At 51.9% G+C, this 16,526-nt stretch carries 17 protein-coding genes and 1 tRNA gene; 12 read left to right on the forward strand and 6 right to left on the reverse strand.

From position 1 onward, the window contains the following. Positions 1-228: 228 nt before the first annotated feature. Positions 229-1,065: a protein-glutamate O-methyltransferase CheR gene (locus L975_RS08025; RefSeq protein ID WP_010862228.1), complete on the reverse strand. Its 837-nt coding sequence runs from the start codon at positions 1,063-1,065 to the stop codon at positions 229-231. A gap of 3 nt (positions 1,066-1,068) precedes the next feature. After that, a complete protein-coding gene (locus tag L975_RS08030) occupies positions 1,069-2,010 on the reverse strand; it encodes a chemotaxis protein CheV (RefSeq protein ID WP_010862229.1) in 942 nt (313 codons plus the stop codon). A gap of 92 nt (positions 2,011-2,102) precedes the next feature. Here L975_RS08030 and flgA point away from each other — a divergent pair, with 92 nt between their 5' ends. From flgA to flgN, 3 genes are all read left to right on the forward strand, one after another. After that, positions 2,103-2,834, forward strand: coding sequence for a flagellar basal body P-ring formation chaperone FlgA (flgA, locus tag L975_RS08035; protein WP_133240562.1), 732 nt, complete (start codon positions 2,103-2,105; stop codon positions 2,832-2,834). 126 nt (positions 2,835-2,960) lie between these two features. Next, positions 2,961-3,278, forward strand: coding sequence for a flagellar biosynthesis anti-sigma factor FlgM (flgM, locus tag L975_RS08040; protein ID WP_010862231.1), 318 nt, complete (start codon positions 2,961-2,963; stop codon positions 3,276-3,278). Positions 3,279-3,333: 55 nt separating this feature from the next. Further along, on the forward strand, positions 3,334-3,753 hold the full coding sequence (gene flgN / locus L975_RS08045; protein WP_010862232.1) for a flagellar export chaperone FlgN: 420 nt from the start codon (positions 3,334-3,336) through the stop codon (positions 3,751-3,753). 173 nt (positions 3,754-3,926) lie between these two features. Here flgN and L975_RS08050 read toward each other — a convergent pair whose 3' ends face one another. Next, positions 3,927-4,382, reverse strand: coding sequence for an LPP20 family lipoprotein (locus L975_RS08050; RefSeq protein ID WP_010862233.1), 456 nt, complete (start codon positions 4,380-4,382; stop codon positions 3,927-3,929). Positions 4,383-4,485: 103 nt separating this feature from the next. Beyond that, positions 4,486-5,118, reverse strand: coding sequence for a FlgO family outer membrane protein (locus L975_RS08055; protein ID WP_039045479.1), 633 nt, complete (start codon positions 5,116-5,118; stop codon positions 4,486-4,488). Between the two features lie 174 nt (positions 5,119-5,292). Between L975_RS08055 and L975_RS08060 the strand changes: the two genes are divergently transcribed. From L975_RS08060 to umuC, 7 genes are all read left to right on the forward strand, one after another. Then, positions 5,293-6,468, forward strand: a complete 1,176-nt coding sequence (locus tag L975_RS08060) for a flagella assembly protein FlgT middle domain-containing protein (RefSeq protein ID WP_047708056.1) — start codon at positions 5,293-5,295, stop codon at positions 6,466-6,468. A gap of 70 nt (positions 6,469-6,538) precedes the next feature. Further along, positions 6,539-6,615: transfer RNA gene (locus L975_RS08065), tRNA-Arg, on the forward strand. Between the two features lie 508 nt (positions 6,616-7,123). Continuing rightward, positions 7,124-8,002, forward strand: coding sequence for an NAD(P)-dependent oxidoreductase (locus L975_RS08070; protein WP_047708058.1), 879 nt, complete (start codon positions 7,124-7,126; stop codon positions 8,000-8,002). Then, a complete protein-coding gene (locus L975_RS08075) occupies positions 7,999-8,739 on the forward strand; it encodes an SDR family NAD(P)-dependent oxidoreductase (protein ID WP_039045426.1) in 741 nt (246 codons plus the stop codon). Before L975_RS08070 ends, L975_RS08075 begins: the two co-directional genes overlap by 4 nt. 267 nt (positions 8,740-9,006) lie before the next feature. Beyond that, on the forward strand, positions 9,007-10,410 hold the full coding sequence (gene dbpA / locus L975_RS08080; protein WP_039045427.1) for an ATP-dependent RNA helicase DbpA: 1,404 nt from the start codon (positions 9,007-9,009) through the stop codon (positions 10,408-10,410). A gap of 246 nt (positions 10,411-10,656) precedes the next feature. Beyond that, positions 10,657-11,079, forward strand: coding sequence for a translesion error-prone DNA polymerase V autoproteolytic subunit (umuD, locus tag L975_RS08085; protein WP_039045428.1), 423 nt, complete (start codon positions 10,657-10,659; stop codon positions 11,077-11,079). A gap of 3 nt (positions 11,080-11,082) precedes the next feature. Then, positions 11,083-12,354, forward strand: coding sequence for a translesion error-prone DNA polymerase V subunit UmuC (gene umuC / locus L975_RS08090; protein WP_039045429.1), 1,272 nt, complete (start codon positions 11,083-11,085; stop codon positions 12,352-12,354). A 59-nt stretch (positions 12,355-12,413) separates the two neighbouring features. Here the strand turns inward: umuC and L975_RS08095 are convergent, their stop codons facing one another. Further along, complete coding sequence (locus L975_RS08095) at positions 12,414-13,400, reverse strand: membrane protein (protein ID WP_047708060.1); 987 nt, start codon at positions 13,398-13,400, stop codon at positions 12,414-12,416. Positions 13,401-13,605: 205 nt separating this feature from the next. Continuing rightward, entirely contained in the window at positions 13,606-13,989 is a 384-nt protein-coding gene (locus L975_RS08100; RefSeq protein ID WP_039045431.1) for a hypothetical protein, read from the reverse strand. 328 nt (positions 13,990-14,317) lie between these two features. On the opposite strand from L975_RS08100, the gene L975_RS08105 reads away from it, so the two are divergent. Both L975_RS08105 and L975_RS08110 read left to right on the forward strand, forming a co-directional pair. Then, entirely contained in the window at positions 14,318-15,679 is a 1,362-nt protein-coding gene (locus L975_RS08105) for an esterase-like activity of phytase family protein (protein ID WP_039045432.1), read from the forward strand. A gap of 267 nt (positions 15,680-15,946) precedes the next feature. Continuing rightward, a complete protein-coding gene (locus L975_RS08110; RefSeq protein WP_039045433.1) occupies positions 15,947-16,525 on the forward strand; it encodes a bifunctional 2-polyprenyl-6-hydroxyphenol methylase/3-demethylubiquinol 3-O-methyltransferase UbiG in 579 nt (192 codons plus the stop codon). Position 16,526 lies beyond the last annotated feature (1 nt).

Genomic DNA, 16,526 nt, shown 5'->3' on the forward strand with positions numbered 1-16,526 from the left:
AGAGATAAGAGATAAGAGATAAGAGATAAGAGATAAGAAAGGATAAAAACACCGCCGCGCGGCACGTAGCGATAATCACCCGCGACCGAAACAAAAAACCCCGACAGAGGTCGGGGGACGGCCGGGAAAACCGGAAAGCTGATCAACGCAGCCTGCGGAACCGCGCTGATCGTGGTGTCCGGCCCTACACAATAAACCGATGCGGCGTAGGCACAGCGGCCTACGCGCTTACTTCAAGCGATAAATAATGCCCGGATTACAACGCACCATCTCAAAGCGCTCACTTAAGCCGCTCATCGATTCCGATGCGCCCAACAGCAAATAACCGCCCGGATTAAGGCACGTAGCCAGCTGGTTAATCACCTTAGACTTCATCTCGGCGGAGAAGTAAATCAGCACGTTACGACAGAAAATGATGTCGAACTTGCCCATCAGCGCATAGCTCTCTTTCAAGTTCAGCGGCTTGAATGACACCATGCTGCGCACTTTGCTGTTGAGGCGCATCCGGCCATCCGGCAGCGCTTCAAAGAACATGCGCTTACGCTCCGGTGACAGGCCGCGACCCAGCGCCAGATTGTCGTAAGCCGCCTCGCGGCACAAATCCAACATCTGCGGAGAGATATCGGTACCGACGATCTGCACCGGCTGTGGACCGGCCAACATGCCCGGACGGCGCGCTTGCGTCTCCAGCACTGTCATCGCAATCGAGTACGGCTCTTGGCCAGAAGAACAAGCTGCCGACCAAATCTTCAGTGGGCGCTTGCTCTGAGCCAGCTCAGGCAGCAAACGCTCGGCCAGAATGTCGAACGGATAGTTATCGCGAAACCACAGGGTTTCGTTGGTGGTCATCGCATCAACAACCGACATCCGCAGATCACGGTTCATGCCGGTCAGGGTATGCTTGAGCAGTTCAGACAGATGAGCATAACCATAGCGCGACAGCAGCGGAGTCAGGCGGCTGCGCACCAAATATTGTTTATTATCCCCCAGTACAATCCCGCACTGAGACTCCAGAAAACGGCTGAACTCTTTATATTCCTGATCACTGATGCTTACTGAATTCATTGATTACTCTGTTGCTAATTGCTGAAGTGCCTGCTTAACCGCACCGGCCAGCTCGTCGGGATTAAATTTGGCGATAAAGTTATTCGCGCCCACCTTGCTTACCATCGCTTGGTTAAACACACCGCTAAGCGAAGTGTGCAAAATCACATGCAGACCTTTAAGCTGTTCATTACTGCGGATCTCGGCGGTCAGGGTATAGCCGTCCATCTCCGGCATTTCGATATCGGAAATCACCAGCGCATAGTAATCCGTTACGCGGCCTTCCGATGCCACCTGACGCAGGCGATTCAGCGCTTCGCGGCCATCTTTGGCCATCTCGCATTCCAGCCCCACAGAGGTCAGCGCGCGTTCAATCTGCTTACGTGCCACACTGGAGTCATCGGCAACCAGAATTTTCTTACCGGCATTCACCACTTCTTGCGCCTGCGCCACCGTCTCATCCAGCACGTCTTGGCTGATGTGCGTGCGCACCGGTGAAATCTCATCCAGGATGCGCTCCACATCCAAAATCTCAACCAGCTCTTTATCCACCTCAGTCACCGCTGTCAGGTAGTTAATTTTACCCGCGCCTTTTGGTGGCGGCAGAATGGATTCCCAGTTCATGTTGATAATGCGCTCAACAGACTGCACCAAAAAGCCCTGCACTGAGCGGTTATACTCAGAGATAATGATAAAGCACTTAGACGGATCATCGACCGGCTTACCACCAATCGCCAAGCTCATGTCGATCACCGAAATGGTCTGACCCCGGATATGCGCGATGCCTTTTACGATCGGATTAAGATTCGGTAGCATGGTCAGGCGCGGGCACTGCAGCACTTCGCGTACTTTAAACACGTTGATGCCGTAACGCTGTGACCCGTTGAGTTTAAATGTCAGCAGCTCCAGCCGGTTCTGTCCGACTAATTGTGTGCGCTGATTGACCGAATCCAGAATTCCCGCCATAACGTGCTACTCCCAGGGGTATTTAAAGTGTTTCTTATAACTCGTATACCCCTTAGGATATCAGAGGTATTTTGCATAACAGGAGACGTTTTGTGTTTTTCTCAACGCCAGTGTCCAAGGCGACTCGCCCTATTGGTTTGTTTATCGGCATATTCTGCCTTTTCTTAAACGAAAATGGCATGGCCGCCAATGCTGAACCCGCCTATCAGGAGCCATCGAGCATTACGCAAGCCGCAGAATCCTTTGTGATCAGCCAGTTACCGTCAGAAAACACGCTCCAGCATCAAGTTCGGGTTACGCCGCTCGATCCGCGGCTTAAATTTGAACGCTGTGCCACCGATTTAGAAACCACCTTACCGGGGCGGCAAACTATTACCTCACGGGCCACCGTATTGGTACGTTGCCCGACCCAAAACTGGCAAGTGTATGTACCGGTCAAAATTTTGTCGGTCAGCCCAGTCGTGGTGAGCGCCCGCGCGATGCGCAGCGATACGGTGTTGCAGGCCGATGATCTGAACGTGGTGTATAAAGATGTGCGCCAAGCGCAAGCACGGATTTTTGACAATGTTGACGAGCTGGTTGGCGCCAAAACCATCAAACCACTCAATGCCAATGCGCCTATCAGCACCGCGCAAATTTGTCAGGTGTGCAAAGGCGATCGCGTGGTACTCAAAGCCGGTAAGCCGGGCTTGAGTGTGGTGGCCTCCGGCACCGCGCTCGGTAATGGCACCGTCGGCGACACTATTCAGATCCGCAATAGCCGTTCGCAGCGCGTGATTAATGCGGTCGTCAGCCGTGTTGGTGAAGCGGTTGTCACTTATTAACTGCCGGTAAGCACAGCAAAAAAGGCGAAAATAATTATTCAAGTAATCATTTGCTACGCCGATACGCTATAACAAGAGCGACAGACAGTGAATGACTAAAATTCAATTCGCCGCAGGACTATAAACATGAGCAGCATCGATAAATTAAATTACGCCCTGAAGATGAATTCTGCGCCGGTGGGTAAAAAATCCACCAACGCCAATGCAGCCGTCAATGCCGACGCGACTGCCGCGCCACAGCAGCCGGCCGTTGCCCGTGACGGTGTTACCTTAACCTCACAGGCACAAGAATTGAGCCAGATCCCGAAACAAGTCAGCAGTGACATGAGCTTTGACAGCGCTAAAGTGGCGCGTCTGAAAGCCGCCGTTGAAAGTGGTGAATATCAGGTTAATCCGGAAAAGCTGGCCGCGAATTTGCTTAAGTTAGAGTCAGGCTCTCACTAACGTCAGACCGGCCATCAGAAGACCGGCGCGGCGCTGACCCCGAAACGGAATCATCATGACGCTGAGCATCAACGACTTACTTGAACAGCAGCAGCAAACGCTGCTGGCGCTGGATCCTCTTATTGAGCAGGAGCTGCAAGCTCTGATTGCCCACGATGCCGAACAAATTCAGGCATTGAGCGAGCAAAAAAATCAGTTGCTGCAAACCCTGCAACAAGGCGATCAGGCGATTGCGGCGCATCCCGAGCGCAGCCAGTTATTGGCCGATGATCCGCGTTTGGTCGCGATTCGCCAAAGTCTGAGCTCTTGTCAGACCCGCAATGCATTGCTGGGCGAAGTGATGAAAGAAGCGCGGATTAGCCTCAGCCGTTTGGAAAGTCAGCTGATGGCGATTCGCGGTAAAGAAATGATGACCTACGATGCCGAAGGGCGTACCCGTAATACCTCTACGTTGGGGAATAATGTTCGGGTGTAACCCCTCGCTAACTTGCGCTTTCCAGTAATCAGTAATAGAGATTGCCACTTAACCGCGCAGACTGCTGCTCAGAGCCGGTTGATGTGAATGGTAAAGACACAAAAAGCACACAAAAAAAGACAGATGTCGTCCTGCGCATCTGTCTTTTTTATTGTCTTAATTTGAGGTTACGTTTAGTAAGTCGCTCCGCGCGCTGGCACCAAAATCACTGGCTGCGGTGCTGGCGCGGCCGGTTTAGCCGGTGCCGGCAGTGGCGGTAATTGTTTGACCTGACTCATATCTAATCGCAGCTCAGTCACATAGTTATCGCCAACCGGATAGCTACGTACCACTTCCGCACCGCGGATCACGCCCGCCGCCTGTGAGCGGATCCCCGCATCACGCAGTGCACCATCGGCGGCGACTTGCGAATCGGTATTGATGCGCAGACCATACACCTGCTCCGCCATATCGCGATACGCATCTAAACGCGAGGCTCGCATGGCCTGAATTTGCCGCTCCTGCAAAGTTTTGCCGCTTTGAGTGGCAATGGGGGCATAACCGACCGCGGTCAGTGTCTGCCGGCTACCCGACGAGGCGCAACCCAATAACAGCCCACACAGTCCGATTACGCCTAACCACTTACGCATTGTTTGTCCTCTGCGCCAGCGCAAGTCACCGCCGCTGACGTCACTAATAAATCAAATAGGTTCATGATGACGTAGGTTAACCGTTAGCTCGGTTTCCCTACCCTCACGGCGCCACAATACTTGGCGACGTAAAGCGGTTATCACCACGCACGATCATCCCATTACGCATCTGCACCAGATTCGGGTTGCCGATACTGCGCCCCAGTCGGTCTGCCGGCAAGAAGCCTTGCGCCGTGGCGATCACCACGCGATCGCTAAAGCGGATAATGCGCGCGTTAATCTGAATACCGGAGCCTTGGCGCAACATGGTACCGGTCAGCACGCTGTTCACCTGATAGGCTTTTTGCAAATCGCGCCAGTTACGGCTCAGGGCAAAATCCCCCTGCGGCGTGACTCGGATCTGGCCGGTGGTTTTATAGTCCAGCACTGTCATGCCGCGCTGTTGCAGCTGATAGATAAAGGAGTCAGCCATCAGATTGCCCAGCCAGTTGGTTTGATCCATCTGCTGTAAATCCACGAACGAGGCCACTGCAATCGGCCCACTGGCCGCCAGCGTTTTATTGGAGTCCACCAACTGACGCGCCATCGCGTCGACAAAAAAGTCCAGACTGTGGCGTGGCAACACCTGAACCTGATTCTTGTCCATAACATACGGCTGATCTGCCGAGGGTTGATTACCGGCACAGCCGGTCAATAACAGCCCGGAGAGTGCCGCCAGCGGCAGTAATGTCTTCATGTGCTTCACGTTCTGCGTCCCAGTCACATTCTCTGTTATCTTATCGCCCGTTACGGTAAAAACTTGAACCGGATGAAACGGAACATTAATTGCATTACTCATAACATCGCCAACCGGTACAGTTATCACCGGCAGCAGCCACTGCCGCGGGCAATCACGATTCAGGTTCACGTAATGACATTGACACTCCGGCCGCGTGCCACCTGTCTGGCCACCGTGCTTATGCTGGCCAGCAGCTTATATACAAGCAACCTTTATGCCGCTTGGTATCAGACCACCGTCAGTATTCCGACGCAGGCGGGTAGCGAGAGCCAATTGCGCTCGCTCGCGCTCAGTGATGCCAGCGGTCAGCTGCTCGGTTATGCCGGGGTGTCGATGAACTATCAGCAACCGCTGGTCGCATCGCTACTCTCCGGCGATAAAGACGGCCAGACCATTCGTTACGCCGCCGGCAGCCCCGTACATGCGGCAACGGTGGTCAATAGCGCTACTCAGAATGGCCGCTTTACCCTAACGTTACGTGCCGATATCACCCCTGATCGCAGCCTGTGCCGCCGACAAGGTTATCGCAAGCCGCTGGCGGTCTACCGCTTTGCACTCAATGACTTGACGCAAGCCTCACTGGGCGCGATTTTCAATATCGACTCGGATTACCCACGAGTACTGGAGCGTCAACTGCGCCAAGATTTGCAAGGTCTGCAAGTGCGCAGCTATCAGAACGAGCACCTACCCGCGGATGCTTCAGCCAACTGGCTGGCCGCCGCCGGTGAGCAGCAGCAAGCGCAATATCTGCTGACCGGACAGCTGATTGATTTAAGCCCTGCCCCTGTCACCGGTCTGAACACCTTTTTCCGCGTCAGCCCGATGAAGCGCCACTTTGCAGTTAATATCACCGTCTTTGATAGCTACAGCGGCGAGCAAGTTTTCGAGCGCCTGTATCGCACGGAAGCCGAATGGCCGTTTGAGCGCACCGAGCGTGTAGATACCAGCAGCGCCAACTTCTGGCAATCCGCCTACGGTTACGCGATTCGTCTGCAAACCGATCAGATAGCCCAAGATCTGGATACCGCCTTAGGCTGCTCGGCCACCCAAGCGCGTATCACTGAAATCAACGGCAACCGTCTGAAAATCAACATCGGCAGCCGCAACGGGGTACGTAAAGGCGATCGGGTTAAGCTGCTGCATACCACCGAGTTTGTCGATCAAAGTGGGAATGTCGCCGAGATGTTCACGCCGAGCGGTATGTCGCTGACGGTGTCGCAAGTCTACGCCACCTACGCGATCATCAATATCGGCAGCCTAAATACCGCTTCGACGATTCAGGTCGGCGATCTGGTGACTAAATCCTGAGCAGTCAGCCGGGATTACCGCGACAGAACTTAAAAACGCCGGATTTATCAGTATAATGACAGGCCGGCGTGCTCCCGTAGCTCAGATGGATAGAGCGTCCCCCTCCTAAGGGGAAGGCCACTGGTTCGAATCCAGTCGGGAGCACCATTAAAATCAATGATTTATAACACCCTCTCATCGTGCTAAAAGCCTATTTTTAGCTTAGGGCCCAACAGCTGACACGCTATAGACCACATATCAACATTTTACTCAAAGTTTAATGCGACTCTCTTTTCGCTTACGTATGCCTTTAGCGAAAGGTGTTCATTGACCGCGCCGTTATCGCTACTCAAAGATTCACTTTTCCTCAAGAAGTACGGATACCTCTGAGGGGATAATAAAGCACAGCTACATCCGTACCCCTCCCTGTACCCCTCTAATGCAGCGTATTGCAATCCATGAGTTTTTTTTACGCAGGCCATCAATGCTTTGAAAAAGCTCGCAAAGCGCAACAATCCATAAAAATTTCTTATACCTGCCAATCAAAAAAGCCATTTCTCACGGCGTAAAAGCGCAACTATAGTGTTTTCCTTGCCGCAAGACATTTTAATTTTCTATACCAGTAGATCTGTTTTCATTGCGGTCTCTTGCTCAACTCGCATAACAAGGAGTCAACTTGCGTCCTATTTCTGTCATCGGCCTCGGCGCCATGGGCTCTGCTCTTGCCTCCACCTTGCTCAAGGCAGGCCATCCGGTCACCGTCTGGAATCGCAGTGCAGCCAAGGCAACACCATTAATCGCGCTAGGAGCGACACTCGCGCCCTCAGTGAGTGAAGCTATCGCAGCGGGCGATATCACCCTAATCTGCATCGATAACTACGCCGTCAGCCAGCAGTTGCTGGACGAAGCGAGTAATGTGGTAACAGGCAAATTAGTGGTGCAGCTATCAACGGGCAGTCCACAGGGAGCCAGAACGCTAGAGGGCTGGTGCCATGCCCGCGGTGCCTGCTATCTGGATGGTGCGATCCTCTGCTTCCCCGATCAGATTGGCACTACCGATGCCAGTATCATCTGCTCAGGAGCCAGCGCCGCTTTTAGCGAGGCCGAGCCAGTTCTGCGCCTACTAGCCCCCACGCTTGATCATGTCGCGGAAGCCGTGGGCGCTGCTGCCGCCCAAGATTGTGCTGTTGCGGCCTACTTTGCTGGTGGCCTACTCGGCGCGCTACACGGAGCACTCATCTGTGAAGCCGAGGGTCTCCCTGTCGCCAAGGTATGCGCTCAGTTCAGCGAGTTGTCACCAATTTTAGGAGGCGATGTGGCTCACCTTGGCAAAACACTGGCCAGCGGCGACTTCGATCACCCCTACGCCAGCCTGAAAACGTGGAGTGCCGCCATTAGCCGGCTGACCGGTCACGCCGCCGATGCAGGGATCGACAGCCGTTTCCCACGTTTTGCCGCCGATTTGTTTGAAGAAGGGGTAGCGCAAGGATTGGGTCAGCAAGAGGTATCGGCCCTGATCAAGGTACTGCGAGCCCGCAATGGAGCAGCACAATGAACGATAAACAAATTGCTCTCGTTACTGGCGCCGCTGGCGGGATTGGCCGCGAGCTCTGCCTTGGCTTGGCCAACGCGGGCTATCGAGTAATAGCTACCGATCTAACCGCTTACGCTTTCGACCACCCCGAGATCCATTTTCACCCTCTCGATTTGCGTGACGAGCAGGCCATTGCACAGCTCTTTGCTGAAGTGCGCGCACAACACGGTGGTATTCATCTGCTGATCAACAACGGCGCCATCAGCAAGTTCCACACCCGTTTCGAAGAGCTTGGCACTGAGCAGTTCGATCACGTGATGGCGGTTAATGTGCGCGGCGCCATGCTGTGCGCTCGCGCTTTCGTTCAGGCCAACAACGGTCTGCCCTATGGCCGCATCATCAATATTGCCTCCACCCGCTGGCAGCAGAACGAACCCGGCTGGGATGCCTACGGCGCGTCGAAGGGTGCGTTGGTTGCCCTCACCCAGTCACTTGCCAACTCATTGGCCGAGTATCCGATCACCGTCAATGCCATCAGTCCTGGCTGGATCCAGACAGAGGATTACCACACCCTGACTGAAGCCGATCACCGCCAGCACCCGAGTGGCCGCGTCGGTCGCCCCGATGACATCACTCGTGCTTGCCTCTTTTTAGCCGACCCGCGGAATGACTTTATCAATGGTGCTAATCTGGTCGTCGATGGAGGAATGAGCAAGAAGATGATCTATCACACGTCCGCGTCATTCTGGGAAAGCTAACTGGGAAAACTAAGCCAAGCAGGCGCGGCCAACAATGTAGCGCAGCATTCCGTACCATCCCAATGACGGTCTGGGATCCTTGTCTCACCACTACGAGCAAAAGCGGTGCTTTGTTGCTACAATGGCTGGCTTCGGGGTTCGCTTGATGCAGCGTCAGTCGAATGAATTGACCGGTAAAATTACGCTAACACCGAGAAGCAACCCCGTACACAACACCCTTTACAGTAGCCCTGCTCAAGCGGGGTTAATCACCACAGGATACTTTCCTTGAGTAATTCAGATACCCAGCCTGCACACGCGTTTTCGACTCTTAAGCTGAAACCCGAACTGCTTGATAACCTTTCCTCCATGGGCTACCACGCGATGACGCCCATTCAGGCCCAGAGTTTACCTGCCATTTTAGCGGGTGAGGATGTGATTGGTCAGGGCAAGACCGGCTCGGGTAAAACGGCGGCCTTCGGCCTTGGGTTACTCAATAAGTTAGATGTGAAGCGCTTTCGGATTCAAACCTTGGTGCTGTGCCCGACTCGGGAGCTGGCCGATCAGGTCGCGCAGGAGATCCGCACCCTCGCTCGTGGGATCCACAACGTAAAAGTGCTCACCCTGTGCGGTGGCGTGCCGATGGGGCCACAGATAGGCTCGCTTGAACACGGCGCGCACATTATCGTGGGTACGCCTGGCCGGATTGTGGATCATCTAGAGCGTAACCGCTTAGATTTGAGCAATCTCACGATGTTGGTGCTCGATGAAGCGGACTGCATGCTGGAGATGGGCTTTCAGCCGCAGCTGGAAGCGATTATTGCCAGCGCCCCTCGCGAGCGCCAGACTCTGCTGTTCAGTGCGACCTTCCCTGAGAAAATTCAGACCATTACCCAGAAGGTAATGCATAACCCTGTAATGGTGAAAGTCGCGGTAACCCACGAAAAGAGCACTATCGCCCAGCACTTCTTCCATTTGGAAGAGGACAACGCACGGATGCAGGCACTGCGTTTATTGCTGCTCGAACATAAACCTGAAAGCGCTGTGGTGTTCTGTAACACCAAGCGTGAAACCCAGAACGTGGCCGATGAGCTGGCCGCTTCTGGCTTTAGCGTGCTGGCACTGCACGGTGATTTGGAGCAGCGCGATCGCGACGAAACCCTGCTGCAATTTGCCAACAAGAGTGCTCGCGTGCTAGTGGCGACCGACGTAGCGGCCCGTGGACTGGATATCGATGCCCTCGATGCCGTGTTTAACTACCATATGGCCCACGACACCGAAGTGCACATTCACCGTATTGGCCGTACTGGCCGCGCGGGTAGCAAGGGCGCAGCCTTTACCTTCTTTAGCCACGAAGATGGCTACAAGATGGCGCTACTGGAAGATTATCTGGGGCACGAAATTCACGACGAGCCGCTGCCATCAGCCAGCCTACTGGGGCAAACCCCGACAGCGCCAGCCATGATCACCTTGCTCATCGATGGCGGTAAAAAAGATAAACTGCGCCCCGGCGATATTCTCGGTGCGTTAACCGGCCAAAACGGCATCGACGCAGCCGCGGTGGGCAAGATTTTAGTCACCGATTACCGCGCTTATGTCGCGGTTAGCCGCAGTGTGGCAAAACAGGCTCTGAGCAAAATCACCAGTGGCCGTATTAAAGGTAAGTCATACCGCGCTCGTCTGATGAAGTAAGTTACTGCGCACCTCTCTACACAGAGCGCGTTGCTTACAACTCTGTCCTCGGCATCCATTCGGGTGCCGAGAGCAGTGTCTTGTCGTAGGCATTACAGCATCGGCTCCACCGCCGCCACTACATCCCTCTGAAACTCGCTACAGCACGCACATCCCCACTGTCCACGCAAAAACTAAAACCGCCCCTGTACCGGAAAGACTCTACGCAGTTATACTGTATATATTTACAGCTATTGGTGTGCAGCTATGTTTGCTATTCCTGAATCAACGCCCGATGAGCTCGCGCTTCCGCTGTTCTTATCGCCAGCCGCATGTGGTTTTCCTAGCCCCGCGCAAGACTACGTCGAACAGACTATCGATCTTAACCAGCTCTGCATTGAACACCCTGCGGCAACGTTCTATGTGCGAGCCTGTGGCGATAGCATGCTGCAAGCGGGGATCCACTCCGGTGATTTGCTGGTGGTTGACCGCGCGGTTACCGCGACACAAGGTGCCATCGTTCTGGCCTGCCTTGATGGTGAGTTCACTGTTAAATATCTACAGACCCACCCTCACCCCGCGTTAGTTCCCGCTAATCCTGACTTTCCGGTTATCTATCTCAACCAAGGGCAAGAGCTCGAGGTGTTTGGTGTCGTGACCTACGTTTTGCATAAAACCAAGCTGGGGTAAGCAATGAGCCGAGCCGTCGCCCTCGTGGATGTGAACAACTTTTATGCCTCGTGCGAGCGCTTGTTCCGACCGGATTTAAAAGGTCGTCCTATTGTGGTGCTGTCCAACAATGATGGTTGCGTGGTGGCGCGTAGCCCTGAAGCTAAAGCGTTGGGCGTGCGTATGGCGGAGCCATTTTTCAAGATACGAAAAGCCTACGAAGCACAAGGCGGGGTCTGGTTTAGCTCCAATTATGCCTTGTATGCCGATATGTCGCAGCGGGTGATGAGCACACTGGAAAGCATGGTGCCTTCTATCGAGATCTACAGCATTGATGAGGCCTTCATTGAACTCAGTGAAACGTGGGCTGGCGATCTCAGCGAATACGCCAAGCAGATAAAAAACCGCGTCTCTCAGTGGACTGGGCTGCAAGTCGGTGTCGGTATTGGCCCCACCAAAACTTTAGCCAAGCTGGCTAACTATGCCGCCAAGCGTTGGCCTGCAACCGGTGGGGTTGTTGACCTGCGCAATCCGGTGCGCCGTCAAAAACTGCTCGCCATCACTCCGGTGGAAGAGATCTGGGGCATTGGTCGGCAATTGCGAACCAGCCTTAACGCGAAAGGCATTCACACGGCGGCAGATTTGCTGCGCATAGACAGTAAATCATTACGCCAAGCGTACAGCGTAACCCTTGAGCGAACGCTGTTAGAGCTGCAAGGCTGCCCGTGTACTGAGCTGGATGTAACTCCAGCAGCCAAACAACACATTGTGTGCTCACGCTCCTTTGGCGAACACATCACCGAGCGAGCCATCATGCATCAGGCGCTCGCGGCTTATATGGAGCGTGCTGCAGAAAAGCTGCGTCAAGAAGGTATGTGCTGTCGTCATGTCACCCTTTTTATCCGCACTAGCCCGTTTAGTGGTAAAGAGCCTTACTACGGCAATAAAGTCAGCACCCAGCTGTCTGCCGCCACGGCAGATACACGTCAGCTGCTAGCGCTGATCCCACCCCTACTTGAACGTATGTGGCGAGAGGGCTATCGCTATTTAAAAGGCGGCGTCATGCTGGCGGATTTCACGCCCCTCAACTGCCAGCAAGGCGATCTGTTTACCAGTCCACAATACCACCAGCGCAGCGAAGCATTAATGCAGGTCATCGACCGCATTAACCACAGCCATCGAGGGAAGATTCATTTTGCCTCGAGAGGCACCGATACCTCAGAATGGATGATGAAGCGCGAGCATCTGAGCCCGCGCTACACCACGTCGTTGGCGGATATTTTGGTGGTGCGGTAACGTTTTGGCCCGAATGAATTATCCTAAGCCATCCATTCCATGTGATTTACGATGAATCACTAAATCTTTTCAATCTCATAGCCCTGCTTCTGCATGGCGTGTAACAGATTAGGTAAGTTGTCGCCCCATTGATTAGAGATAGCAATGCGCTCACCAGATGACAAAAGAATGAGATCACTTTCAGACGAGTGCCAACGGTTAAGATTTTTTTCAGCTACTTGCTCAATCAGTGTAACGGCTTTGGGCAAATTGAATTGACATAAATAATCGGTGATCTGCTTGAACTCGGTAAATTGGCGATCGAAGATCCAATGTCTGATGACAGCCAGAGCCAATTTTCGCTTGTTATAGGTTTCGCCGTTGAAGCGATATTTACTGTAATCTCGTGAGCTTTGTTGGCTAGCTCGTTGTTCCGCACGTTTTTCTCGGAATTTAATTTGATATGCTTCGGCTTCCGGAATTGGAATAATTTGTGTCGCATTGATTAATACGTCATTTTGATACTTAAATGGCGTCAATCGAATACAACTGATATCAATGCCTTTATCACGCAACCATAAAACAGAAGTTGTGAGTTCTTTACCAAAATCAGCGGATGCCAGAACTATACGTACATCATTACCAAAGTCATCAAGTTGACTTTCATCCAAATCGATAAATTCCAACAACGTTTCTTTAGCGTTGATATCTAATTCTTCATCTGCGATATAACGCTCGAAATACTCACAGGCTTTATCAAAAGTCATATTGGCAATCATGGACGCATAGCGCAACGCTTGCAGTTCCATATGTGCACCCATTTCATCACGCTTTAGCTCAATTACCACCAAATTGGCATTGCGGTCGATAGCGAGTAAGTCGATACGGCGACGACTATCTTCCCAATCAGAGAACTCCTCGGCGATTACGAGACAATCAGGAGCGATGACTGCAATATTTCGCTTTAACGCTTCTTGCAAATCCTGGCGTTCTTGTAATCCTTCAGCTGCAAAAGTAGTAGGCATGAGTGGCATCAATTTTTTATTGGCAATATGGTATAGGCTCATCACTAAACAACGTTTTGTATAATTAAAATATAAGGCTGTGCTTACCGAAAACACAGCCAATAATTAGGACGTAATAATGAAATCATGAATGATAACGCGACTAAATCCCAAGTGTTATAAGCTACAGTCATGGCAAACCGAATCGATGAAACAATTGCAGACAGCTACCATTCATCGAGTTCTGATTTAACGAGTTAGTGATAATTCACCGCAAGCCTCGTGGGCTCACAGGCTCTAAACAATTGATGTGTGCCCATGTGACCCCCTCTAAATCAGTCGCAATCTTAATAATCGGGTACACCACCTGATCAAACTGGCGGATTGACAACTTCTCCGCTTTCGGATCTCTCGCTTGCATCAACACCATGTAACCCGGCTTACCTTGCTTACAGGCCTCAAGGTGGCGAATACGCTCATTTAAGCCAGGGGATGGTTTATCTTGGGTACTTTGCACCTGAACTTTTCCCCCTTGTAGTTGGTGATACCAACCACGCAAGAAAATGGCATGATCATTTTCTGAACCCCAAGACCACTGCTGATTTTTAACTGGTGCATTCAAAACTTCGGCATGAAACTGTGTAATATTCATTCTATTTATTCATCCATTAGGTCAAGTCAATCACAGTGTCGCATACAAAAATTCGGAGGCTTTTAACCTACCGTGCGAAATCAACTCACTGAGACAGAAGTAGTATATGTTTGTCCACGTTAAGACCCGATACTGAACAGATTTACATGTCGTATTTTGGAACAGATGCCGATGGTTAGAAGAAGGGAAAGATCACCCCACAAATGAGTGACCACTAAGATAACTTTTAATTACCTCCACTCATGACCACTTTTGTCATGTCATTAAAATGTCATCCTTCTTCACTAGGTTTATTGGCTCTAACCTCTTTTGATGACGAGCTAATGCCATGAAATTAAAGCCGCTTTTTCTTTTTTTTGCCTCAGCACTCCCTCTACTGTCTCAGGCTGCAGACCTTAGCGTAGAACGCTATACCGTCTCTTTCCCCGCAGGGGATCGCGTCAGCTATAACGGAGCATTCGCAAAGAACTTCCCGCAAGGCTTACCCGTTGGCATTGGCTCAGGACTCGTATTTAACAGCGTAGAAAACGGTGATCTGCTGTTCACCACCGTCACAGATCGCGGCCCGAATGCCGATGCACCTTCAGTGGGCAAACAAGAGGCGAAGATTTTCGCTAATCCGGCGTTTGTCCCGCTCTTGATGGATATCCGCATCAGTAAAAATCAGGCCATCGCAACTGATGATCGCCCTTTGCATGATAAAGATGGCCCGGTGAGTGGATTGCCTTTGCCAAGCACGCTGATTGGCTCGACTAACGAAGCGGCCTTAAGCGATACCTTACAACCGGTATCCAGTGACCCTCGAGGCTTAGATACCGAAGGGATCACGCCAGATGGTAAAGGTGGATTTTGGCTCAGTGATGAATATGGTCCATTTCTGATTCACGTCGATAAGCAGGGAAAAATTCTGGAAAAATATGCCCCAACGCCGGCAGCCGGCGAACAAGGCGTGGCCACGGGTTTACCTAACATCCTCAAATGGCGTCAGCCGAACCGTGGCTTTGAAGGGGTGACGCGCCTTCCTAATGGCCAGCTATTAGTGGCCGTACAAAGTACGCTGGATATCGAAGGAAAAAGTAAAAATACAGCTCAATTTACGCGCCTCATGAGTTTTGATCCAACAACGGGTAAGACAGCCATGTACGGCTATCCAATTGATGTAGATAGCTATAAAAAAGCCAAAGATGCCAAAATTGGTGACATTGTGGCGCTAGATAACCAGCATATTTTGCTAGTGGAACAAGGTAGTGATAAAGACAAGCAGATGATCAACAAGATCTATCTTGTCGACCTCACTGACGCCAGCGATCTTGCGGCCTTTGATAGCAGTGGCACCGCCCCTGAGTTTGATGATGCAAAAACATTGGCCAAACGTGGGATAAAACTGGCGCAAAAACGCGAAATTGCCGACCTGCGTAAACTCGGCTGGCAGCATGAAAAAGTCGAAGGCCTCGCGCTCATTGATAATCATCGCATCGCCATACTGAATGACAATGATTTTGGCCTACAGCCTAAATTGATGAATGCCGAAGCAAACGCCAAGAAAATCACCGACTATCAGGTCAATGAGCAAGGCAAACTCAATGTAGATGGAAAGCCCGTAGCCACCACGTTGGAACTCCACCCACTGGAGCAACCAGAATCGTTGAGTGAGTTGTGGGTGATCACCTTGCCCGAAGCATTACGTTAATCGCTCTCGCCGACCTCTCACATGTGAAATACGGCGACACTCCGCTAAACATAAAGGCGCTTGGTGTTCTCAAGCGCCTTTATGCATAAATTCACTGGCATACCGCAGCCATCCGCTCATGAGGCTTTCTGTGTATAGGTCACATAGCCGCATGATGTATTTTCCCTGAATTGGAACATCAATCATCTTCTGGCTATCCCCACAGGCAAACCCATTGAGGTACATTTTCCCCGCCGATACAATGCCCTTATTAAATAAGGGGTTGTCATGTCTGTTAATTACTATAACCAAAATGCCCAAGCATTCTTTGCTGCCACTAAAGATGTTGATGTCTCTTCACTGATGGCGCGCTTTACGCCAGACCTTCCCCCACAAGCCCATATTTTAGATGCAGGTTGTGGCTCAGGACGTGATAGCAAGGCTTTTCTTGCCATGGGCTTTGCGGTGACCTCTTTTGACGCCAGTCATGAACTGGCTGCGGTTGCGGCCAACTACATCGGCCAACCTGTTCAGGTATGTACTTTCAGTGAGTTTACTCACGCACAGCCTTTTGATGGGATCTGGGCGTGTGCCTCATTACTGCACGTGCCAGCCAGCCAACTACCACACACCTTTGCGCATTTAGCTTCCCTGCTAAAACCGCAAGGCCTGTTTTATTGCTCGTTCAAATATGGAACGCACGATGAGGTGCGTGATGGGCGCGCGTTTACGCATTGCGATGAGGAACGGCTACAGCGCTTTATTGCGCATTCCGGATTAGTGCTACGCGAAACATGGAAGACCACCGATTTACGTCCTGGTCGTGAAAATGAATATTGGCTCAATGCCCTCTTAATTAAAGAATAAA

The sequence above is a fragment of the Plesiomonas sp. ZOR0011 genome, assembly GCF_000800945.1.
GTDB classification, from domain to species: Bacteria; Pseudomonadota; Gammaproteobacteria; order Enterobacterales; family CAMTGL01; genus Plesiomonas; species Plesiomonas shigelloides.

Excerpts from the sequence above, each read along its gene's own strand:
- L975_RS08050 (WP_010862233.1), bottom strand. The coding sequence starts at position 4,382 with ATGCGTAAGTGGTTAGGCGTAATCGGACTGTGTGGGCTGTTATTGGGT.
- L975_RS08060 (WP_047708056.1), top strand. The coding sequence starts at position 5,293 with ATGACATTGACACTCCGGCCGCGTGCCACCTGTCTGGCCACCGTGCTT.
- L975_RS08025 (WP_010862228.1), bottom strand. The coding sequence starts at position 1,065 with ATGAATTCAGTAAGCATCAGTGATCAGGAATATAAAGAGTTCAGCCGT.
- flgM (WP_010862231.1), top strand. The coding sequence starts at position 2,961 with ATGAGCAGCATCGATAAATTAAATTACGCCCTGAAGATGAATTCTGCG.
- umuD (WP_039045428.1), top strand. The coding sequence starts at position 10,657 with ATGTTTGCTATTCCTGAATCAACGCCCGATGAGCTCGCGCTTCCGCTG.
- flgN (WP_010862232.1), top strand. The coding sequence starts at position 3,334 with ATGACGCTGAGCATCAACGACTTACTTGAACAGCAGCAGCAAACGCTG.
- umuC (WP_039045429.1), top strand. The coding sequence starts at position 11,083 with ATGAGCCGAGCCGTCGCCCTCGTGGATGTGAACAACTTTTATGCCTCG.
- L975_RS08075 (WP_039045426.1), top strand. The coding sequence starts at position 7,999 with ATGAACGATAAACAAATTGCTCTCGTTACTGGCGCCGCTGGCGGGATT.
- L975_RS08095 (WP_047708060.1), bottom strand. The coding sequence starts at position 13,400 with ATGAGCCTATACCATATTGCCAATAAAAAATTGATGCCACTCATGCCT.
- L975_RS08055 (WP_039045479.1), bottom strand. The coding sequence starts at position 5,118 with ATGAAGACATTACTGCCGCTGGCGGCACTCTCCGGGCTGTTATTGACC.
- L975_RS08105 (WP_039045432.1), top strand. The coding sequence starts at position 14,318 with ATGAAATTAAAGCCGCTTTTTCTTTTTTTTGCCTCAGCACTCCCTCTA.
- L975_RS08110 (WP_039045433.1), top strand. The coding sequence starts at position 15,947 with ATGTCTGTTAATTACTATAACCAAAATGCCCAAGCATTCTTTGCTGCC.
- L975_RS08030 (WP_010862229.1), bottom strand. The coding sequence starts at position 2,010 with ATGGCGGGAATTCTGGATTCGGTCAATCAGCGCACACAATTAGTCGGA.
- L975_RS08100 (WP_039045431.1), bottom strand. The coding sequence starts at position 13,989 with ATGAATATTACACAGTTTCATGCCGAAGTTTTGAATGCACCAGTTAAA.